This is a genomic window from Limnohabitans sp. Rim8 (assembly GCF_945869175.1).
Taxonomy (GTDB): domain Bacteria; phylum Pseudomonadota; class Gammaproteobacteria; order Burkholderiales; family Burkholderiaceae_C; genus Limnohabitans_A.
In genome coordinates this window covers 1-21,161 of sequence record NZ_CAMBNZ010000011.1, presented here as the reverse complement: position 1 = coordinate 21,161, position 21,161 = coordinate 1, and the positions used below count along the sequence as shown (strand labels likewise).

The window sequence follows — 21,161 nt, the reverse complement described above, 5'->3', positions numbered from 1 at the left end:
AAAGTGCTCTCAGATAGGCTGAAGAGTGGCTGCCGTAGCGAAAATAAAAGGATTCCCCCATGAAAGATGGCATTCACCCCAACTACCGTGAAGTTTGCTTCCAAGACATGTCCAATGGTTTCAAGTTCGTGACCCGTTCATGCGCCAACACCAAAGAGATGATCAAAATGGAAGACGGTCGCGAGTTGCCTTGGTACAAGTTGGACACGACCAGCGAGTCGCACCCCTTCTACACCGGCACGCAAAAGTCGGTGGACAACATGGGTGGCCGCGTGGAGAAGTTCCGCAACCGTTTCGGCAAGACCACCACCATCGCCAAGTAATTCGCGCATTGGTGTTTCCCAAAGGGCAGCCCGGGCAACCGGCCTGCCCTTTTTGTTTGGTTTTGTTTTGTTTGGCATTGGCCAGGTGCAACTTCTGCCATGCCACTGCCGCAGCTTGAGCGACACACTCCAACCACTTTACCTTGATATCTTTTGAGCCTGTGAAACAACCCACACCAGCCATCGTTGCCCAAAGCGCTGTGCGCAGACTGCCGCGCCTGTACCTGCTGTTGCTGTGCGCCGCCTATGTTTTGCCCGGCTTTTGGGGCCGTTCGCCCTGGAAATCCCAGGACATGGAGGCCTTTGGCTACATGCTGCAACTGGCCCAACCGGGCCTGGGCGAGTCCACCAGTTGGCTCAAGCCCACGCTGCTGGGCAGCCCCGACAGCCAACTCGCTTTGCTGCCTTATTGGTTGGGTGCATTCTTTGTTCGGCTCGCGCCAGAAGGTTTCGAGGACTTGTTTGCCCGCTTGCCCTTCATCGTCATGCTGATGACCACACTCGCAGCAACTTGGTATGCGGTGTATGCCCTGACGCGTCACCCGGCGGCACAACCTGTGGCATTTGCGTTTGGGGGAGAAGCCAAGCCCGCCGACTATGCCCGTGCTTTGGCCGACGGCGGCTTGTTGGCCCTGCTGGCTTGCTTGGGCTTGGCTCAACTGTCCCATGAAACCACGCCCGCGCTGAGCCAGTTGTGTTTTGCAGCCTTGTTGTTTTTTGGACTGTCAACATTGACCCGCCATCGCCTGCAAAGTGCTTTGGCCATCACCACCGGCATGCTGGGGCTGACCCTGTCGGGCGCCCCCAGTTTGGCGCTGTGCTTGGGCGTTGGTGGCTCGCTCATCTGCGCTGCGGCCCATCCAGCCCCCACGCAACGCCGCTTGAGCATGCTTGACTTGGGTCTGTTGGCCCTGGTTTGCCTGCTGTGCATCACCACCGCAGGGGCGCTGGATTTGTGGCGCTGGCGTGTGGTGCCTCACCGCCTGGTCGACATCCATGCCTTGGCCAAGCTGATCGCATGGTTCACTTGGCCCGCCTGGCCTTTGGCGCTTTGGTCGCTGTGGCGCTGGCGGGGGCAACTGTCCAAAGGTTGGCGTTACCCCCATCTGGGTTTACCGCTTTGGTTTGTGGGCGTGACGATCGGTGCGACTTGGCTCACCGGCCTGTCGGACCGCGCGCTGTTGACCTCGCTGCCGGCCATCGCCACCTTGGCTGCCTTTGCATTGCCCACCCTCAAACGCAGCCTAGGGGCCTTGATCGACTGGTTCACTTTGCTGTTTTTCAGCATTTGCGCGCTCACCATTTGGGTCGTCTGGTTTGCCATGCAAACGGGCACGCCAGGAGCACCGGCGCGCAACGTGGCCCGATTGGCACCCGAGTTTGTGCCCGAGTTTTCAATCGTTTCATTTGCCTTGGCACTGCTTGCCACCCTGTCTTGGGGCGCATTGGTGAAATGGCGGACGGGCAAGATGCCCGCAGCCATCTGGAAAAGCCTGGTGTTACCTGCCGCAGGTGCTGTGCTTTGCTGGCTGCTCTTGACCACTTTGTGGCTGCCGCTGCTCAATTACGCCCGAGGCTACGAGCCATTGGTCGAAAAAATAACCGCCATCACTGGCCCTGCAACTTGCCTGCAGTATGCGGGCATCAGCAAAGCCCAAGGCACAGCGCTCAAGCACCACGCACAAGTGCACTTGATGCCCATGCAAACGCCTCAAGCCGATTGCCCATGGCTCATTGTGGACAAAGTCAACGCATCCTTGTTGTCGGAAAAAATCAAGCGGCTCGGCTGGGAAGAAGCAACGGCCATCAAACGGCCCACCGACAAAAACGAGACCCTGCTCATTTTCCGCTCGGTGACACCTTTGACAGCAGCGCTTGAACAGCCCGTGAACTGACCCGATGTCCGAGCTGCGCATCATCGCCCGACATGCCGGCACCGTGCTGGTGGGCCAACTGGCCGTCATGTCGTTTGGCATTGCCGACACCTTGATCGCCGGACGTTACAGCCCCCAGGCCTTGGCGGTCTTGGCGTTGGCGTCGTCCATTTACATCAGCATTTACGTGGCGCTCAACGGTCTGCTGCAGGCCTTGCTGCCTGTGTGGGCTGAACTGCATGGCGGTGGACGGCAAACCGAGGTGGGCCGGTCCTTCAGGCAAGCCCTCTACATTGCTGGCGGTGCATCATCGCTGGGCATCTGCGGACTGTGGTTTCCAGACCTGTGGCTTTCTGCCACAGACGTGCCGCCAGAACTGTGGCCCGATGTTCGGGCTTATTTGCGCATTTTGGCGGTGGCCTTGGTGCCTTCTTTGCTGTTTCGCCTGTACGGCACCCTCAACCAAAGCCTGGGCCTGCCCCGTTTGGTCACTGGGTTGCAGGCGGGCGCATTGGTCGTCAAAGTCCCCCTGTCTTACGCCTTGACCTTTGGCGGCGCAGGCTTTGCGGGCATGGGTGTGGTGGGCTGCGCTTGGGCCACCTTGGCCGTCAACGTCCTCATGATGCTCGCGGGCCTTTGGCTATTGCGCACGCAAGACATTTACAAGCCTTACCACTTGTGGCGACCACCTGAAAAGCCTGATTGGTCAGTCATTCGGCGTTTCTTGGCACTGGGTGTGCCGGCCGGTTTGTCGATCATGGTGGAAGTCACCTCGTTCACCTTGATGGCCTTGTTCATCGCACGCCTGGGGGCCGTGGCCTTGGCCAGTCACCAAATCGCCGCCAGTTTGGCCGCTTTGCTGTACATGGTGCCTCTGGCTTTGGGGATTGCCAGCAGCGCGCGCACAGGGTTTTGGCTGGGCGCAGGCCAAGCACACAAAGCACGCCAAGCCGCTGCGATGGGCATCGGCTTGGCCATTGGCGCGGCTTTGTTGGGCGCTGGCGTTTTGTTCATGGGCCGCGAAACGTTGGCCCAAGTCTTCAGCAAAGACCCCGGCGTGGTCCAAGCGGCCAAGGCCTGGCTGGCGTGGGTGGCGCTTTACCACTTGGCAGACGCCGTACAAGCGGTCTGCGCCTACCTCCTGCGCTGTTACCGCATCACCTTGATGCCCCTGTTGATTTACACCGCCTTGCTCTGGGGTATGGGTTTGTATGGCGGGTATTTGCTGGCTTACCAAGGTGTGGATTGGGCTGGTTGGCCCATGCGCCCGAGCGTGGACACTTTCTGGATGACCAGCACCGCTGCGCTGGCCCTGGTGTCGGTGCTTTTCACAGCCATGGTCTGGCATGCCTCACGTTTGTCAAGCCCGCCGTCCAGGATGCATTAAGGTAGAGGCTTCGCTTACTTTCAAAAAAAGCCCTTCATGATCCTCGAACTCGCCGACATCCGCATCCACCCCGGTCAACAAGCCGAATTTGAAAAAGCCATTGAACTGGGCTTGAACACCGTGGCCTGCAAAGCCAAAGGTTTTCAGGGTGGCAAAGTCAACCGCGGAATCGAAAGCCCCGAGCGCTACATCTTGCAAATCTTTTGGGACACCCTAGAAGACCATACCGTGGGGTTTCGCCAATCGCCTCTGTTCACCGAATGGCGCGCCATCGTCGGCCCCTTTTTTGCAGCGCCTCCCCATGTGGAACACTTTGAGTTGACACTCAAGTCGGCCTGAAACGTTCGATCGCTGGGCTCAAGCTGCCTCGTGACCCGTCACCAATCGGCTGAGCAATCGCATGAACTGCCCCTGCTCTTGCGGGGTCAACGGCGACAAAATTTCAGCCTGAATGGCCACCACTGCAGACTGCATGCTTGACAAGGCTTGCTGACCATCTGGTGTCAAGACCAGCAACTTGCGTCTGCGGTCTACAGGGTCCGCAAACCGGTCAACCCAGCCCTTGCTCTCGAGACGTCCGATCACCGACCCCGAAGTTGCAGGATCGAAGGCCACCCGCTTAGCCAAGGTGATTTGGTCCACCCCGGGGGTGTCGCTCAGGGCGTTCAAAATGGCAAACTGTACAGGCGTGACATCTGCCGCAGCCAAATGCGCGTTGAAGACCGCCACAGAAATTTGGTGTGAGCGCCGAATCAAATGCCCCGGGGCCGCCGCCAAATCAATGCTGTGGTTCATTTCCGGTTGTCTCCATCCAAAACAGGGTGATCACCAGTCGCGTTACTGGACAAGACTCATATGGTAAGCGCGCTCAAAAATTTTTGTTTTTTGCGACACGGAAGGCTTTGTGAGTCCAGCGGTATTTGGCATGATGTGGGTGTTCATTTTGACTGTTGGAAGTGATTCATGAGCTTTTTGTTCTCACCAATGCCCACCGTATCCGTGCCCGTTTTGGGGCAAGCCAGCCGTTTTCCGGTTCACCGCATTTACTGTGTGGGCCGCAACTACGAAGAACATGCCAAAGAAATGGGCTTCACGGGTCGTGAGCCACCGTTCTTCTTTTTGAAGCCCAATGACAGCTTGGTGGTGGTGGAAGAAGGCCAAACGGGCCACATGCCTTACCCCAGCCTCACCCAAAATTTGCACCACGAAATTGAGCTGGTGGTGGCCATTGGCTCGGGCGGGCGCAACATCGCTGCAGCCCACGCGCACCAGCACATCTACGGTTACGCCGTAGGCTTGGACATGACGCGCCGCGACCTGCAAAACGAGATGAAAAAACAAGGGCGCCCTTGGTGCATTGGCAAGGCCTTTGACCATTCGGCCCCGATCGGCCCGATCACCCCCATCGCCCAAGCGGGCGACGTGCACAACGCGGAAATCAGTCTGCAAGTCAACGGCGCAGATCGGCAACGCAGCAGTGTGGCCAAACTGATCTGGAATGTGGCCGAAACCATCGAGCACCTGTCAGCCGCCTGGGAGCTGCAAGCCGGCGACCTCATATACACCGGCACCCCAGAGGGCGTGGCTGCCGTGGTGTCTGGCGACCTGCTCGAGGGCCATGTCGCTGGATTGGGCAGCCTGAAAACCCTGATCAAATAATGAACAAAAGTGCAAGAATTGCAAATTAATTCGCGTTTACCCTTAGTTTAATCTTAATTTCTTGCAATATAATTCATATTCATCATCAATTACCGACCTCTTGGTTGATTTATCATCCATGTTCCACATGTACAACGGAGACAAATCCATGACGACCCTCTTGAAACAGTCCGCCTTGGCCATTGGCCTGATGGCCGCAGGTTTGGGCGTGCAAGCGCAAACCATCACCCTGAAAGTGCACCACTTTTTGAGCGCACAAACCATTCAGCACACCACCATGTTGGGCGACTGGTGCAAAAACATTGCACGCGACTCCAAAGACCGCCTGAAATGCGACATTTTCCCCTCGATGCAACTGGGCGGAACACCCGTGCAGTTGTATGAGCAGGCTCGTGATGGCGTGGTCGATGTGGCTTGGACTTTGCAAGCCTTCACGCCCAAATTGGCCAAACTCGAAGTGTTTGAGTTGCCCTTCATGATGACCAATGCGGAAGCCACCAGCCGCGCTGCTTGGGACTATGCCCAAAAGTTCGTTCAGGACGACTACAAAGACGTGAAAATGCTGGCCATTCACGTGCATGGCCCAGGCAACATCTACACCAAGAACAAAGCCGTGACCACCATGGCCGACCTGAAGGGTCTGAAAGTTCGCGCGCCCACACGCCAAGTCAACAAAATGGTGGCAATGATGGGCGCCACGCCTGTGGCCATGCCTGTGCCCCAGGTGCCTTACGCACTGTCCAAAGGTGTGATCGATGGCGCGGTGATTCCCTACGAAGTGGCACCCAGCCTGAAGGTCAATGAGTTGACCAACTTCACCGCCGAAACCGACCGCAGCTACAACGCGCTGTACACCACCGTGTTTGTGTTGCCCATGAACAAAGCCAAGTACGAATCGCTGCCAGCCGATCTGAAAGCCGTCATCGACAAGAACTCGGGCCGCGAACTGTCCGCCTTCCTGGGCAAAACCCAAGCCGGTCACGATGTCCCTGGCAAGAAAGTCTTTGAAGCTTCTGCCAACCAAAAAATCAGCATCATCCCCAAAGCTGAACTGGAAAAATGGAAGAAAGCTACGGACTCACTGGACGACGCTTGGGTGGCCGAGATGACCGGCAAGGGCATGGACGGCAAAGGTATGCTCCAATCCGCAACCGACCTGATCAAGCAGTACACCAAGTAATTCCGCTTGGATGAGATACGAGAGCAGGGCAGGACCCTGCTCTCTGTTTTTAAGGGGCCTGCCTTGATGCATGCATTGCAGTCAGACCCCGAACTGATTTTTCAATTTTCCGCTCAGCGGAGCGCACCATGATGTTTTCAAATCCCCTGGAGCGGCTTGCCCGGCTCTGCAGCATATTGGGAGGGCTGGTCATGACTGGCCTGATGCTGATGACCTGTTACAGCCTGATCGGGCGTAACTTTTTTGACACTGCCCTGATTGGCGACTTCGAACTCACAGGTGTTGGCGCAGGCGCTGCGATCGCCCTGTTCATGCCCTGGTGCCAGTTCAAGCGCGAAAACATCATCGTGGACTTCTTCACCGCCAAGTGCAGCGAAGCCACCAACTTCAAGCTCGACCGCTTAGGCGATGGGCTGATGACGCTGATTTTTGCTTTGTTGGCCTGGCGGTGCGGCGCTGCGGCCATCAATGCCAAAGAAACCATGGGCGCTTCCATGCTGCTGGGCTTTCCAGACTGGATCGTCTTCACCAGCATGTGCATCCCTTTCGGCATCTCCGCCATCATTGCGGCCATGCAGGCGCTCTCGACCATGGATCACCAGAAGGCTTCGACATGACCCCCATTCAACTGGCCCTGCTCATTTTCGGCATCATGCTGGTGCTGATGGTCGTGCGCGTGCCGATCGCGGGTGCCATGTTCTTGGCCGGTGCGGTGGGTTTCATTTTGCAGTCAGGCGTATCGCCTTTCCTGAATTTTCTGAACAACCTGGCCTTTGCCCGATTGGCCAATTACGACTTGTCGGTGATCCCACTGTTCATCTTGATGGGCAATTTCGCCACCCAAGGCGGTATCAGCAAAGCGCTGTTTCAGTTTGCAGCGGCCGTCATGGGCCGATTCAAAGGCGGCTTGGCCATGGGCGCTGTGCTGGCCTGCGGCGCCTTCGGCGCCATCTGCGGCTCGTCTGTGGCCACCGCGGCTACGATCACGGGTGTGGCTTTGCCCGAGATGAAACGCCACGGCTATTCGGGGCGTCTGTCCACGGGCACCTTGGCTGCAGGCGGCACACTGGGCATCTTGATTCCGCCCTCCGTGCCCTTGGTGATTTATGCCATCTTGACCGAGCAAAACATCGCCAAGCTGTTTGCCGCCGCCATGCTGCCGGGCATCATCGCCATGGTTGGTTACATGATCGCCATCGCGATTTATGTGCGCCTGGTGCCAGGCCAAGCCCCCGACCAGGAAGAGCGTGAAAAGATGAGCTTTGAATCGCTCAAAGGCATCTTGCCGATTGCCACCATCTTTGTGATCGTTTTTGGTGGCATTTATGCGGGCTTTTTCACCCCCACCGAAGGGGCGGCTGTGGGCGCTGCATCCACCTTTTTGGCGGCACTGCTCAAGCGTGAATTGAGCTGGGAAAAATTCCTCCATTGCTTCCATGCCACCGCATTGAGCAGCGCCATGATCTTCATGATTTTCATGGGGGCCGACGTCATGAACGCATCATTGGCACGCACGCAAGTGCCGGGTCAACTGGCAGAGCTGGTGGTCTCCATGAACCTGGCTCCGCTGATGGTGGTCAGCGGCATCTTGCTGCTGTATGTGGTGCTGGGCGCGGTGATGGACGAGTTGTCCATGCTCTTGCTCACCATCCCCATTTTCTTCCCCATCATCATGAAGCTCGACTTTGGCATGACGCCGGAATACACCGCCATCTGGTTCGGCATCATGGTGCTGATGACGGTGGGCTTTGGCATGCTGGCTCCGCCCGTGGGGCTGAACGTGTATGTGGTCAACGGTATGGCCAAAGACGTGCCGCTGAGCGAAAGCTACAAAGGCATCATGCCCTTCTTGGTCAGCGACACCATCCGCACCTTGTTGTTGTTGTTCTTCCCAGGCATCACTTTGTTCCTGATTCCGTACCTGACCTGATCGGGCAAATCCCCACCAAAGACCTCCATGGCTCACCGCCCTGGAGGTTTTTTCATGGCGGACTGGTTAGACTTGCACAACCGTTTTTTCTGCACCCACACTTTGGGCCCATTTCATGATGTTTGACCGCACCATACGACACTGCCGGCAATGCGGCGCGCCCGTGGCCCGCCGCTTGCCCGACGACGGCGACACCAAAGAACGGGCCATCTGCACCGTGTGCCACACCGTGCACTATGAAAACCCGCTCAATGTGGTGGGCACGGTGCCTGTTTGGGGCGAACAGGTGCTGCTGTGCAAGCGCAACATCGAGCCCCGCAAAGGCAAATGGACGCTGCCTGCGGGTTTCATGGAGTTGGGTGAATCCACCTCGGAAGGTGCAGCCCGCGAAACCACCGAAGAAGCGGGTGCGCAGTTCATCATGGAAGACCTGTTCACCGTGATGAGCGTGCCGCGTGTGGGCCAGGTGCATTTGTATTACCGGGCGCGCCTGACCAGCGATGTGTTCGACCCCGGCCACGAAACCATGGAAGCGCGTTTGTTCACCGAGAACGACATTCCCTGGGACGAGCTGGCTTTTCGCACGGTCAAAGAAACGCTGGAACACTATTTTGCCGACCGCCGCGCAGGGCGCTTTGGCACCCACGCTTTTGACATTGCCTGAAGGCTTTCCTCAAACGTCTATTGCTGCGGCCGAACCTGCCAATTTGCGCAATTCGAACTTCTGAATCTTGCCGGTACTGGTTTTGGGCAATTCGCCAAACACCACCGCACGCGGCACCTTGAAGCCCGCCAAGTGTTGCTTGCAATGCGCCACGATCTGCTCGGGCGTGGTCTGCGCCCCGGCTTTGAGCTCCACAAACGCACACGGTGTCTCGCCCCAGCGGGTATCGGGCTTGGCCACCACGGCAGCGGCCAACACATCGGGGTGACGGTACAGCACGTCTTCTACCTCGATCGACGAGATGTTCTCGCCGCCCGAGATGATGATGTCCTTGCTGCGGTCCTTGATCTTGATGTAGCCGTCGGGGTATTGCACCGCCAGATCACCGCTGTGGAACCAACCACCTGCAAAGGCCTCTTGCGTGGCTTTGGGGTTCTTCAAATAGCCTTTCATGGCGATGTTGCCCTTGAACATGATCTCGCCCATGGTTGCGCCGTCTTGCGGCACGGCTTGCATGGTCTCAGGATCCAGTACACGCACATCGCGCTGGAGGTGGTAGCGCACACCCTGGCGGGCGTTCAGGCGGGCCCGCTCGCCAATGTCCAGCGCATCCCACTCGGGGTGCTTGGGGCACACCGTAGCCGGTCCATAGACCTCGGTCAGGCCATACACATGGGTCAAATCAAAACCCATGTGCTCCATGCCCTCGATCATCGAGGCGGGGGGTGCAGCGCCCGCCACCATGGCTTTGATGCCTGCAGGAACGCCCGCCTTCATGGCCGCCGGCGCATTGACCAAGAGCCCATGCACGATGGGCGCACCGCAGTAATGCGTGACACCATGGTCGCGCATGGCGTCAAAAATGGTCTGCGCATCGACCTTGCGCAAACACACGTTCACGCCCGCGCGCGCGGCCACCGTCCAAGGAAAGCACCATCCATTGCAATGGAACATGGGCAGTGTCCACAAATACGCCGCATGCTTGGGCATGTCCCATTCCAAAATGTTGGAGATCGCATTGGTGGCCGCGCCCCGGTGGTGGTAGACCACGCCCTTGGGGTTGCCGGTGGTGCCGCTGGTGTAGTTCAGCGCAATCGCATCCCACTCGTCGTCGGGCAAACGCCAGGCAAATTTGGCCTCGCCCCTGGCCACAAAGGCTTCGTAAGTCATCGAACCGAGCTTTTCGGCAGCCCCCGTGTACAGCGCATCCTCCACATCGATCACCAACAAAGGGCCTGTGGACTGTCGCAGCGCGAGGGCTTTTTTCATCACACCCGAAAACTCCGAGTCCACGATCACCGCCTTGGCCTCGCCATGGTCCAGCATGAAAGCCACCGTCTCCGGGTCGAGCCGGGTGTTCAGCGCATTGAGCACCGCCCCCGCCATGGGCACGCCAAAATGCGCTTCCACCATGGGCGGCGTGTTGGGCAGCATCACCGCCACTGTGTCGTTCTTGCCAATGCCTGCTTGCGTGAGGGCGCTGGCCAACTGCCGACAGCGGCGGTAAGTGGTGGCCCAATCCTGGCGCAAATGGCCATGCACGATGGCCAAACGGGTGGGGTACACCTCGGCCGTGCGTTCGATGAAGCCCAGCGGCGACATCGGGGCGTGGTTGGCGGGTGTCGGGGGCAAGTCTTGGTCAAAAATGCTGCTCGGGCTGGCGTTCATGGGTTTTCCTGGGTCACGGTGCAATGGAATCGGGATCAGTTTGCCTGAGCTGACGCTGAAATCCATGCTGGTTTGCCCCGAATAAATCAGGCCCAATAGGCGAAAATAAGACCCTATGGCCATCCCCCAGTCTTTCATTCAGGAGTTGCTGTCCCGTGTCGATGTGGTCGACATCGTGGGCAAGTATGTGCAACTCAAAAAAGGCGGCGCCAATTTCATGGGCCTGTGTCCTTTTCATGGCGAGAAATCCCCCAGCTTCAGCGTCAGCCCCACGAAACAGTTTTTCCACTGCTTTGGCTGCGGCAAGAACGGCAACGCGATCGGCTTTTTGATGGAGCACGCGGGCATGACCTTCATCGAAGCGGTGAAAGACCTGGCCCAGCAAACCGGCATGCAAGTGCCCGAAGAGCAACTCTCACCCGAAGACCGAGCCAAAGCGGCCGCTCAAAAAGCCAAGCAAGACAGCCTGAGCGATGTGCTCGAAAAAGCCGGTCAGGCTTACCGAGAGCAGCTCAAGATCACCCCGCACGCCATCGACTACCTCAAGGGCCGTGGCCTGTCCGGCCAGATCGCCAAGCGCTTTGGCCTGGGCTACGCGCCCGAGGGCTGGCGCTCGCTGGCCAGCATCTTCCCCCAATACGACGACCCGCTCTTGGCCGAATCGGGCCTGGTGATCGTGAACGAAGAAGACGACAAACGCTACGACCGCTTTCGTGACCGGATCATGTTCCCGATCCGCAACATCAAGGGCGAGTGCATCGGCTTTGGTGGGCGCGTGATTGGCAGCGGCACGCCCAAATACCTCAACTCGCCCGAAACCCCGGTATTCCACAAAGGCCGTGAGCTGTACGGCTTGTACGAAGCCCGCGAAGCCCTGCACAGCGCAGGCTATGTGCTGGTCACCGAAGGCTATATGGACGTGGTGGCACTGGCCCAGCTGGGCTTTGCCAACGCGGTGGCCACGCTGGGCACCGCCTGCACCCCCGAGCATGTGCAAAAGTTGTTTCGTTTCACCGACGCGGTGGTTTTCAGCTTTGACGGCGATGGCGCAGGCCGCCGGGCTGCCCGCAAAGCGCTCGATGGCGCCCTGCCCTACGCCACCGATGTGCGCAGCATCAAATTTTTGTTCTTGCCCGCCGAGCACGATCCCGACAGCTATGTGCGCGAGTTTGGCCAAGAAGCCTTTGCCGAGCAAATCAGGCAAGCCATGCCCTTGTCGCGCTTTTTGGTCGATGCGGCCAGCGTGGACTGCGACTTGCAAACGGCCGAAGGCCGAGCCCGCCTGTCGAGCCAAGCCCGCCCCTTGTGGCAACTGTTGCCCGATGGCGCGCTCAAGCAGCAACTGCTGTCGGAGCTGGCGCAACTGATCCAACTGGAAACCGCGGGCCTGGAAAAACTGTGGGGCCAGCAAGCGGCCAGTGAGCAGCGTTTTGCACCTCGCAGCCATGCGAGCGCTGCAGCGCCTTCGGGCCAGTCGGCCAGTGCCGCTTTCCATCCAGCCAGCGCGGGTGCTGACGACCACCCCACTTTCCAGCCGCACTACGGTGAGCCGCCTGAATGGGCGGATGACGTCCCTTATGGCCAAGGGTACAACAACGCTGGCGGCCAAGGCGCTGGCTACAACTGGCCACGCAAAAATCCCAACTGGACGCCGGGCAGCAAGTTTGGCAACAACCGCTTCAAACGGGACCCTGCCCCTGTCTACACCGGACCACGCACCGTGCCTGCCAGCCGGGCCGACCACGCAGCACGCTTGCTGCTGGGCAATATGGCGCTTTGGGAAACGCTGGCCAGTGAAGACCATGCCATGCTCTGCGCCTTGCCTGCGCCGCACGGGCCTTTGTTTGCCTGGCTCGAATCTGTGTTCCATGAACAAGGCGCTTTGGGCTGGTCGGCCTTGCAAATCGAAATGCAAAGCCAGGCCTTTGCCGAAGACGCGGTGCGCTGGATGGCCCAAGACAGTCTGGGTGTCACACCGGGCAGCGAAGACGCCACCCCACCCGACCCCCAAGAAGCCCGCCAAGAGTTGCGCCGCTTGCTCACCCTGCTGCTGGTCGACCGTTTGAAGCAGCTCGAAACTGAGGCCCTGGCCCAAGCCAGTACCGGCCAAGACCCCGAAGCCCAGCAACGCTGGCGAAGCCTGCACGAACGCCGCAAAGAACTCATGGCGTCAGCGGCCGCCGCTTTATTGGCTTCGCAGTAAGCCCATCAAGGCTGACGGCAGACATCATTTGTCGAGCAACTGATTCAGCTTATCGGCTTCAAAGGTCTGGCTGGTCACCGCATCGCTGGGCATGGGCATGTGCTGCTGTGCACACAACTGCTCCAGCGCTTTCCAGATCATGGCAATCTGGTGTTCTTGGCCCGCTGCGTTGTCGATCAGGCCACGCAGTGCTTGGCTGACCGGATCGTCGTCTTGGGTGATGCCGTAGGCACTGAATTTGCGCTCGGTACCGGACACATCGGCACTCTCGCCCGCCTTGGACGGGATGATGCGGGCCGGAATGCCCACCGCCGTGGCCCCGGCGGGCACCGGCTTGATGACCACCGCGTTGCTGCCGATCTTGGCGCCGTCGCCCACCTCAAAACCGCCCAAGACCTTGGCCCCGGCACTCACCACGACATCTCGGCCCAGTGTGGGGTGGCGCTTGGCACCTTTGTAGAGCGAAGTGCCGCCCAGTGTCACGCCTTGGTAAATCGTGCAACCGTCGCCAATTTCGGCGGTTTCGCCCACCACCACACCCATGGCGTGGTCAAAAAACACCCGCTCGCCTATCTTGGCACCGGGGTGAATTTCGATACCCGTCATCCAACGCGACACATTCGAAATGAATCGCCCCAACCACTTGAAACCATGGTTCCAGCACCAGTGCGCCCGGCGGTGCAACACCAAAGCATGCAAGCCCGGATAACAGGTCAGCACCTCCCAAGCGGTGCGTGCAGCGGGGTCCCGGTCAAGGATGCATTGGATGTCGGAGCGGATACGAGAAAACATAGGGCTTGAGTCTATCGCTTGGCGCTGGCCATTTGGATCATGGCCTTGGCCACCCCGCGCAGGATGTGGATTTCCTCTGGGCTCAGGTCAGCGCGGTTAAACAGTTGGTTCAGTCGGGGCATGAGTTTTTTCGGCGCTGCCGGGTCCAGGAAACCGATGTCGGTCAGCGCATGTTCCAAGTGGGTCAACATGCCGGCCACCTGCTGCGCATCGGCTTTGTCGGCGGGCGGCACCGCCTCCTGAACCGGGAAGCCGCCCAAAGCCACCCGCCAGTCGTAGGCCACCACCTGGATGGCCGACCCTAAGTTGAGCGAGCCAAACTGCGGGTTGGTCGGGATCGACAACGCCACATGGCAACGGTAGACGTCTTCGTTTTTCATGCCAAAGCGCTCGGAGCCGAACAAAAAAGCCACGCTTTGCTCGGGCGCGCCAGATTGGGTCAATTCTGCAAAGTGTGCGCGCGGAGACCGGGTGGGTGGCCCAAAGTCACGAGGGGTCATGGCCGTGGCGCACAAGTGGGTCACGCCATCCAAGGCTTCGTCCAAAGTGTCGACGACCCTGGCCTTGGCCAGCACATCGTTGGCTCCGCTGGCCCGTTGAATCGTTTCTTCTTTGCGCAGCACGTTGGGCCAGCGCGGGGCCACCAGCACCAACTCGTCAAAGCCCATGACTTTCAAGGCGCGGGCGGCAGCGCCCACGTTGCCGGCATGGCTGGTCTCTATCAAGATGAATCGCGTTTTCATGCCCCAATTGTCCATGCTCCCCAGCCCAGCCATGGTCGTACACATCCGCTTCAGGCTGCCCAAATGCCGAATGCAAGCTTTTTTCATGAGAAAATGCCTGCTTCGCCGCCGCGATCGTGCGTGGGCCAGACCCGTTCTTCACACAATTCATGTCGTCCAACCTCCACCCCATGCTCAACGTGGCCATCAAGGCTGCGCGCGCCGCTGGCGCCATCATCAACCGTGCCGCGCTCGACGTTGAAGCGGTTCGCATTTCGCAAAAGCAGGTCAACGACTTTGTCACCGAAGTCGACCACGCCAGCGAAAAAGTCATCATCGACACCTTGCTGACCGCCTACCCCGACCACGGCATCCTGGCTGAGGAATCGGGCAGCACGCACGGCAACCCGCTCGCTGACCACATCTGGATCATCGACCCGCTGGACGGCACCACCAACTTCATCCACGGCTTCCCTGTTTATTGCGTCAGCATTGCTTTGCAAGTGCGCGGCAAGATCGAGCAAGCCGTCATTTACGACCCCACCCGCAACGACCTGTTCACCGCGACCAAAGGCCGTGGCGCTTTCATGAACGACCGCCGCCTGCGTGTGAGCAAACGCATTCGGATGGAGGAATGCATCATCTCCACGGGTTTTCCTTTCCGCAAGGGGGACAACTTCAACCAGTACCTGCGCATGATGGGCGATGTGATGCAGCGCACCGCCGGGCTGCGCCGCCCGGGTGCTGCGGCACTGGATTTGGCCTATGTGGCCGCAGGCTTTACCGATGGCTTCTTTGAAACCGGACTGTCGCCGTGGGACGTGGCTGCAGGCTCTCTTTTGGTGACCGAGGCAGGTGGCCTGATTGGTAACTTCACGGGTGAGTCGGACTTCCTGGAACAAAAAGAATGCCTGGCTGGCGCCCCCCGCATATACGGCCAGTTGGTCACCATCTTGGGCAAGTACAGCAAATTCGCCAGCGCGGGCGACAAAGCGGCCGTGCGCACGGCCGTGGACACCCTCAGCCGGGAACGCACCTCGGACAGCCATGACCTCGAAGCCGATGGCCAAGAGGACTCAGTGGCTTTGGGCGGTGGCGAAACCAAAGACGCGCCCTTCTAAGCCATGTCCGCGCTCGACCTGAGTGCCCACACCCCCATGATGGCCCAGTACCTGGGCATCAAGGCGGAGTTTCCTGACACCCTGGTTTTTTACCGCATGGGCGACTTTTACGAGTTGTTCTTTGCCGATGCCGAGAAAGCCGCTGGCCTGCTCGACATCACCTTGACGCGCCGGGGCCAGTCGGCCGGACAGCCCGTGCTCATGGCGGGTGTGCCCTTTCACTCGATGGAAACCTACCTCGCCCGCTTGATCAAGCTGGGTGAGTCCGTGGCCATTTGCGAGCAAGTGGGCGACGTGGCCACGGCCAAAGGCCCAGTGGAGCGCAAAGTGGTGCGCGTGGTCACCCCAGGCACACTGACCGACACCGAGCTGCTGTCTGACAAGAGCGAAGCCATCTTGCTGGCCGTGCACCAGGCCCCCAAAAACTGTTGTGGCCTGGCGTGGCTGAGCGTCACGCAAGGTGTGGTGCACTTGGCCGAGTGCGCGCAAGATGAACTGGCCGACTGGATCGACCGCATCAGCCCCAGTGAACTGCTGGCCAGCGCGGGCATGACGCCCACGTTTGAGCAAAAACTGCGCGGTCTGAAAACCGTTGGTCGTGGCAGCTGGTCTTTCGCCTTGCGGCCCGACTTTCAGTTTGACGCAGGCCTGGGCCAGCGCAAGCTGCTGGAGCAGCTGCAAGCCGCGTCACTCGCTGCCTGGAGCGCCGATGCCCTGGCCGACGCGCACGCCGCTGCTGCGGCCTTGCTCACTTATGCCGAGCACACCCAAGGCCGCAGCTTGCCGCATGTGCAGCGGGTGCAGGTGCAGCGCTCGGATGCCTTGATGGACTTGCCCGCCAGCACCCGCCGCAACTTGGAGTTGACCCAGACCCTGCGCGGCGAAAGCGCTGCGGATTCACCCACGCTGTTCGCCCTGCTCGACACCTGCATGACGGGCATGGGCAGCCGGATGCTCAAAAGCTGGCTGCTCAACCCGCCACGAGCGCGCGATGTGGCACGGCAACGCTTGAACGCCATCGCCACCTTGCGCGGCGACAGCGGCACTGGCGCTTGGAGCGACTTGCGTCAACAACTCAAAGGCGCAAGCGATGTGGAGCGCATCACCGCACGCACTGCGCTGCGGCAAGTGCGCCCACGCGAGCTGGTGGCCCTGCGCCATGCGCTGGCGCGTGCGGCCTCGCTGTCTTTGCAACTGCAAACGCTCAAGCCCGAGCCCGGCACATTGCTGGCGGGCATGGCCCGCTGGCTCACGCCACCCACCCATTGCGCCGAGTTGCTGCACATGGCCCTGCTCGAAGAGCCCGCGGCCCTGGTACGCGACGGCGGCATCATCGCCGACGGGCTGGACGCCGAGCTGGACGAGCTGCGCGGCATCCAGACCCACTGCGATGCGTTTTTGCTCGACCTGGAAACCCGCGAGAAAGAGCGCACCGGCATTGCCAATTTGCGGGTGCAGTTCAACAAGGTGCACGGGTTTTACATCGAGGTCACCCAAGGGCAACTCGATAAAGTGCCCGACGACTACCGCCGCCGCCAGACCCTGAAAAACGCCGAGCGCTTCATCACGCCCGAGCTCAAAACTTTTGAGGACAAAGCTTTATCGGCACAAGAGCGCGCCTTGGCCCGCGAAAAATGGCTTTACGAGGGTTTGCTCGACCAACTGCAAGCCTTTGTGCCCGCCCTCACCGAATTGGCGCACGCCATGGCCAGTCTGGACGTGCTGTGCGCACTGACTGAGCGCTCGCTCACCCTCCATTGGTGCGCGCCCGAATTCACCAAAGAGCCCTGCATTGAAATCCGCCAAGGCCGTCACCCGGTGGTCGAGGCGCGCCTGGCCGAACTGTCGGGTGCCAGCTTCATTGCCAACGACACGGTGTTGGGCCCCAAGCAGCGTTTGCAGATCATCACCGGCCCCAACATGGGCGGTAAATCAACCTACATGCGCCAAGTGGCCCTGATCGTGCTTTTGGCCAGCATCGGAAGCCACGTGCCCGCCAGCCGCTGCCGACTCGGTCCCATCGACGCGATCCACACCCGTATCGGCGCGGCCGACGACCTGGCCAACGCCCAATCGACCTTCATGCTGGAAATGACCGAAGCCGCGCAAATTTTGCACAGCGCCACGCCGAACAGCTTGGTGCTGATGGACGAGATCGGGCGCGGCACATCCACCTTTGACGGCTTGGCCCTGGCCAGCGGCATCGCCACGCACCTGCACAACAAAACACAAGCCTTTGCGCTGTTTGCCACGCACTATTTCGAGCTGACCGAGTTCCCGGCCACACACACCGCCGCTGTCAACATGCATGTGAGTGCGGCCGAATCCGGCGCGTCCATCGTGTTCTTGCACGAACTGCAACCCGGCCCCGCCAGCAAAAGCTATGGCGTGCAGGTGGCACGCCTCGCCGGCATGCCCGCCAGTGTGCTCAACCACGCCCGCCATGCCCTGAGCGCACTGGAAGCCGGGGTGACTGAAAGCCGCCAGCAAGTGGACCTGTTTGCCACCCCGCCCGAGGCAGAGGTCACAGGTCCCTCTGCTGTGGAAGCGGCGCTGGCCCAAATCAACCCCGACGCGCTCAGCCCCCGCGAAGCGCTCGACGCCCTGTACAGCTTGCAGCGCCTGCTGCTGAAAACTTCAACACCCAACGCATGAGCCCTCGCATCATCTTCTCGCACGGCAACAGCTTTCCGGCCAGCACCTACAAGGTGATGCTCGACAACCTGCGCAAGCGCGGCTTTCAAGTCGGGGCGGTGGAGATGTTTGGGCACGACCCACAATACCCGGCCACCAACAATTGGCCGCACCTGGTGCAACAGTTGGCCGACTTTGCCAAAGCTCAACAGTGCGATGGCGAACCGGCATTTCTGGTGGGCCATTCGCTGGGTGGCATTTTGAGTTTGATGTGCGCAGCGCGTCACCCTGAGCTGGCACGAGGCGTCTTGCTGATCGACTCGCCTGTGATCGGTGGTTGGCGCGCCACCACCCTGGGTTTGGCCAAACGCACGCCCCTGATCGGCTCGCTGTCGCCAGGACGCATTAGCCAAAAACGGCGCAACCACTGGCCCGACGCCCAAACTGCACTGGAAAGCTTTCAGCAGAAAAAGTCGTTTGCCCGCTGGGACCCGCAGGTCCTGCGCGATTACATCGAACATGGCACACACGACCAAGATGGACAAAGGGTTCTGAGTTTTGATCGCGACGTGGAAACGGCTATTTACAACGGCCTGCCGCACAAACTGGACAGCCTGCTGAAGCGCAAACCCCTCAAGTGCCCAGCCGCATTCATCGGCGGCACGCACTCTGCCGAAATGCGCCAAGCTGGCGTCGATCTGACCCACAAGGTGGTCAAAGGCCGCATCACAATGCTGGACGGCTCCCACCTGTTTCCGATGGAAAAACCCATCGCCACGGCCGCAGCGATTGAAGCATCGCTGCGCAATATGGGCGCGTGATCAAGCCGCCCAGGTCACCAGGCCAGAGTAGCTGGTTCCCAAAACCAGCAGACCAAAAACAATCCGGTACCAAGCGAACACCTCGAAGCTGTGGGTCGAGATGAATTTAAGCAGCCAGCGCACACACACCCAAGCGCTTAAAAACGAAAACAACAAACCCACCGCAAACATGGGCGCGTCGACCATGCTGAGCAGGGCGCGGTCTTTGTACAGGCTGTAAGCCCCGGCGCCGATCAGCGTGGGAATGGCCAGGTAAAACGAAAAATCCGTCGCCGCCTTGCGCGACATGCCCAGCAGCATGCCGCCAATGATGGTGGCACCGCTGCGGCTGGTGCCCGGAATCATGGCCAGGCATTGCACCAAGCCAACCTTGAGCGCATCTTGCCAGCGCATGTCTTCCACCTCGCCAATTCGCACAGCGCTGGCCTGCCTGCGCTCGGCCCACAAAATGATGAAACCACCAACGATGAAGGTGGTGGCCACCACAGCTGGCGTGAACAAATTCGCCTTGATGGCCTTGCCGAACAACAGGCCCAAAATGACTGCGGGCACAAAAGCGATGAATACATTCAGCGCGAAGCGCTGGGCGTCGGCGCTGCGCGGCAAGGCACGCACGGTCGAACTGATCTTTTGCCAATACACGATGATCACCGCCAAAATCGCCCCGGTCTGGATGGCGATGTCGAACACCTTGGCCTTGTCATCGTCAAAGCCCAGCAAGGCACCCGCCAGAATCAAATGACCGGTGGACGAGATCGGCAAGAACTCGGTCAGTCCTTCGACCACGCCCATCACAGCGGCTTTGAGCAACAACATCAGATCCACAAATGCTCCTCTAAAAATCTGGGTGGATTATCGTTGCTGGACAGCACACCAGGATGAAAGTTGGAAATCACCATCCAAACCTGTGTCACAGTGCTGCTCAAGTAAAACATTCAAAACGAACGATGCAACTGACACATACCATCGCCGTGCACATGAGCTTGGCTCTGACCGCCACAGTCTTAGGTCCGTGGGCGCTTTGGGCCCGCATGGGCCGCATCAAACGACCCCGACTTCACCGGGCATTCGGTTACGCTTGGGTCACCTGCATGCTGGGCGCGGCCCTCTCGGGTCTTTTCATCCGAGACTTCAATCTGCCTAATATTTGGGGCTACACCCCGATTCACCTGCTCATTCCACTGACTTTATTCAGCCTGTACAGGTCATTTCGCTTTTTAGCTGAAGGCCACATTGAAGCTCATAGAAAAACCATGCAGTGGCTCTATGCATCGGCTTGTGTGGTGACAGGCGCATTCACCTTGCTGCCCGGACGTTTGTTGGGCCAATGGCTTTGGTCTGGCGCTGCGGGTTAAAGCATGAGCAAGCCTTCGATCCAAAAAACCGCCCGCCTCGGTGCCTTCGCCATCACCGCAGTGTGGCTGGCTGTGGCCGGGGTGCTTTACTTGGTGTTTGACCGTGTCGAACAAACGCGCCAGGACGGCCTCAAGCCTTATGCACTCAGCTCTGGCGATTTGGTGATTCCGCGCCAACGCGACGGGCATTTTCATGTGGAGGGCTAAGTCAACCGACAGCCCGTGACTTTTTTGGTGGACACCGGGGCGAGCCATGTGAGCGTGAGCCAAGCGCTGGCCACACAAGCCGGCTTGCCTTCGGGCCAGGACGTCACGCTGAACACCGCCAACGGCCAGTGACCCGGCCAGTTGGTGCGCGGCGTGCCCGTGCGTGCTGGGCACTTGGTTCTCAACGACGCCCATCCTGACGACCACCACGGCGGTCGTCATGCTGCCTGTCATAACGACGATCCCACCCACCCCGCCCATGGTCACCGCCCCCATGCTGGTAATGCCTGCGTTCATGGCCCCTTTGATGACCGTCATGTCCATGCCTCCAACCGTGCACTGGCGCATACACACGGGGCACATAAACCACCAGAGGGGGTGGCGGCGGCAAGTAAATGACCCGAGGGGGCGGGGCATGGATCACCTGGCTCCCCCCTGTATGCGCATGAACCTCAACAAGGCCGAAACGGGAATGCACCATGACAGACGGCTCCACAAAGACCGGGTGGGCGCAACCCGCTTGGGCCAGGCCCAACAGCAAACTGCACATGAGCAGACCTTTGCGAGCCCCTTTTTTGAACAACAGCATGGACATGTGGATTCCTGTGAAAGGGATGGCAG

At 59.6% G+C, this 21,161-nt stretch carries 20 protein-coding genes and 2 pseudogenes; 16 read left to right on the top strand and 6 right to left on the bottom strand.

Features of this window, described 5'->3' with window-relative positions:
• The first annotated feature begins 59 nt into the window (after window positions 1–59).
• From Q0O19_RS03200 to Q0O19_RS03185, 4 genes are all read left to right on the top strand, one after another.
• The gene (locus Q0O19_RS03200; protein WP_019425345.1) at window positions 60–323 is read left to right on the top strand and encodes a type B 50S ribosomal protein L31; all 264 of its coding nucleotides are present in this window, start codon (window positions 60–62) and stop codon (window positions 321–323) included.
• Between the two features lie 161 nt (window positions 324–484).
• A complete protein-coding gene (locus Q0O19_RS03195; protein WP_295520006.1) occupies window positions 485–2,218 on the top strand; it encodes a hypothetical protein in 1,734 nt (577 codons plus the stop codon).
• A 4-nt stretch (window positions 2,219–2,222) separates the two neighbouring features.
• Window positions 2,223–3,584, top strand: coding sequence for an MATE family efflux transporter (locus Q0O19_RS03190; protein WP_295520005.1), 1,362 nt, complete (start codon window positions 2,223–2,225; stop codon window positions 3,582–3,584).
• A gap of 36 nt (window positions 3,585–3,620) precedes the next feature.
• Window positions 3,621–3,923: an antibiotic biosynthesis monooxygenase gene (locus Q0O19_RS03185; RefSeq protein ID WP_295520003.1), complete on the top strand. Its 303-nt coding sequence runs from the start codon at window positions 3,621–3,623 to the stop codon at window positions 3,921–3,923.
• An 18-nt stretch (window positions 3,924–3,941) separates the two neighbouring features.
• Here the strand turns inward: Q0O19_RS03185 and Q0O19_RS03180 are convergent, their stop codons facing one another.
• Complete coding sequence (locus Q0O19_RS03180) at window positions 3,942–4,379, bottom strand: MarR family transcriptional regulator (protein WP_295520001.1); 438 nt, start codon at window positions 4,377–4,379, stop codon at window positions 3,942–3,944.
• Window positions 4,380–4,547: 168 nt separating this feature from the next.
• Here Q0O19_RS03180 and Q0O19_RS03175 point away from each other — a divergent pair, with 168 nt between their 5' ends.
• From Q0O19_RS03175 to Q0O19_RS03155, 5 genes are all read left to right on the top strand, one after another.
• On the top strand, window positions 4,548–5,243 hold the full coding sequence (locus Q0O19_RS03175; RefSeq protein ID WP_295520000.1) for a fumarylacetoacetate hydrolase family protein: 696 nt from the start codon (window positions 4,548–4,550) through the stop codon (window positions 5,241–5,243).
• Between the two features lie 148 nt (window positions 5,244–5,391).
• Window positions 5,392–6,423 carry a TRAP transporter substrate-binding protein gene (locus Q0O19_RS03170; protein ID WP_295519998.1) on the top strand — a complete coding sequence of 344 codons (1,032 nt, stop codon included), beginning with the start codon at window positions 5,392–5,394 and terminating at the stop codon, window positions 6,421–6,423.
• Window positions 6,424–6,614: 191 nt separating this feature from the next.
• A complete protein-coding gene (locus Q0O19_RS03165; protein WP_295519996.1) occupies window positions 6,615–7,040 on the top strand; it encodes a TRAP transporter small permease in 426 nt (141 codons plus the stop codon).
• On the top strand, window positions 7,037–8,353 hold the full coding sequence (locus tag Q0O19_RS03160; protein ID WP_295519994.1) for a TRAP transporter large permease: 1,317 nt from the start codon (window positions 7,037–7,039) through the stop codon (window positions 8,351–8,353). The genes Q0O19_RS03165 and Q0O19_RS03160 overlap by 4 nt, the downstream gene beginning before the upstream one ends.
• Before the next feature lie 115 nt (window positions 8,354–8,468).
• On the top strand, window positions 8,469–9,017 hold the full coding sequence (locus Q0O19_RS03155) for an NUDIX hydrolase (RefSeq protein ID WP_295519993.1): 549 nt from the start codon (window positions 8,469–8,471) through the stop codon (window positions 9,015–9,017).
• 9 nt (window positions 9,018–9,026) lie between these two features.
• Here the strand turns inward: Q0O19_RS03155 and Q0O19_RS03150 are convergent, their stop codons facing one another.
• The gene (locus Q0O19_RS03150) at window positions 9,027–10,685 is read right to left on the bottom strand and encodes an acyl-CoA synthetase (RefSeq protein WP_295519992.1); all 1,659 of its coding nucleotides are present in this window, start codon (window positions 10,683–10,685) and stop codon (window positions 9,027–9,029) included.
• A 115-nt stretch (window positions 10,686–10,800) separates the two neighbouring features.
• On the opposite strand from Q0O19_RS03150, the gene dnaG reads away from it, so the two are divergent.
• Complete coding sequence (gene dnaG, locus Q0O19_RS03145; protein WP_295519991.1) at window positions 10,801–12,888, top strand: DNA primase; 2,088 nt, start codon at window positions 10,801–10,803, stop codon at window positions 12,886–12,888.
• Between the two features lie 24 nt (window positions 12,889–12,912).
• Here dnaG and cysE read toward each other — a convergent pair whose 3' ends face one another.
• Both cysE and Q0O19_RS03135 read right to left on the bottom strand, forming a co-directional pair.
• On the bottom strand, window positions 12,913–13,680 hold the full coding sequence (gene cysE / locus Q0O19_RS03140; protein ID WP_295519990.1) for a serine O-acetyltransferase: 768 nt from the start codon (window positions 13,678–13,680) through the stop codon (window positions 12,913–12,915).
• A gap of 11 nt (window positions 13,681–13,691) precedes the next feature.
• Window positions 13,692–14,423 (bottom strand): RNA methyltransferase, encoded by a 732-nt coding sequence (locus tag Q0O19_RS03135; protein WP_295519988.1) that lies wholly within the window; start codon window positions 14,421–14,423, stop codon window positions 13,692–13,694.
• A 149-nt stretch (window positions 14,424–14,572) separates the two neighbouring features.
• Between Q0O19_RS03135 and Q0O19_RS03130 the strand changes: the two genes are divergently transcribed.
• The 3 genes from Q0O19_RS03130 to Q0O19_RS03120 are packed head-to-tail and all read left to right on the top strand — an operon-like array spanning window position 14,573 to window position 18,978.
• Window positions 14,573–15,523: an inositol monophosphatase family protein gene (locus tag Q0O19_RS03130; RefSeq protein ID WP_295519986.1), complete on the top strand. Its 951-nt coding sequence runs from the start codon at window positions 14,573–14,575 to the stop codon at window positions 15,521–15,523.
• Window positions 15,524–15,526: 3 nt separating this feature from the next.
• On the top strand, window positions 15,527–18,178 hold the full coding sequence (gene mutS / locus Q0O19_RS03125) for a DNA mismatch repair protein MutS (RefSeq protein WP_295519984.1): 2,652 nt from the start codon (window positions 15,527–15,529) through the stop codon (window positions 18,176–18,178).
• A complete protein-coding gene (locus tag Q0O19_RS03120) occupies window positions 18,175–18,978 on the top strand; it encodes an alpha/beta hydrolase (protein ID WP_295519982.1) in 804 nt (267 codons plus the stop codon). Before mutS ends, Q0O19_RS03120 begins: the two co-directional genes overlap by 4 nt.
• Here Q0O19_RS03120 and Q0O19_RS03115 read toward each other — a convergent pair whose 3' ends face one another.
• Window positions 18,979–19,803 carry an undecaprenyl-diphosphate phosphatase gene (locus tag Q0O19_RS03115; protein WP_295519981.1) on the bottom strand — a complete coding sequence of 275 codons (825 nt, stop codon included), beginning with the start codon at window positions 19,801–19,803 and terminating at the stop codon, window positions 18,979–18,981.
• Window positions 19,804–19,925: 122 nt separating this feature from the next.
• On the opposite strand from Q0O19_RS03115, the gene Q0O19_RS03110 reads away from it, so the two are divergent.
• The 3 genes and pseudogenes from Q0O19_RS03110 to Q0O19_RS03100 all read left to right on the top strand — a co-directional run.
• A complete protein-coding gene (locus Q0O19_RS03110; protein ID WP_295519980.1) occupies window positions 19,926–20,333 on the top strand; it encodes a DUF2306 domain-containing protein in 408 nt (135 codons plus the stop codon).
• A gap of 3 nt (window positions 20,334–20,336) precedes the next feature.
• Entirely contained in the window at window positions 20,337–20,540 is a 204-nt protein-coding gene (locus Q0O19_RS03105; protein ID WP_295519978.1) for a hypothetical protein, read from the top strand.
• A gap of 12 nt (window positions 20,541–20,552) precedes the next feature.
• A pseudogene (locus Q0O19_RS03100) lies at window positions 20,553–20,672 on the top strand (retropepsin-like aspartic protease); the annotation flags it as partial.
• A 49-nt stretch (window positions 20,673–20,721) separates the two neighbouring features.
• Here the strand turns inward: Q0O19_RS03100 and Q0O19_RS03095 are convergent.
• Window positions 20,722–21,161 (bottom strand): annotated as a pseudogene (locus tag Q0O19_RS03095) (hypothetical protein); the annotation flags it as partial.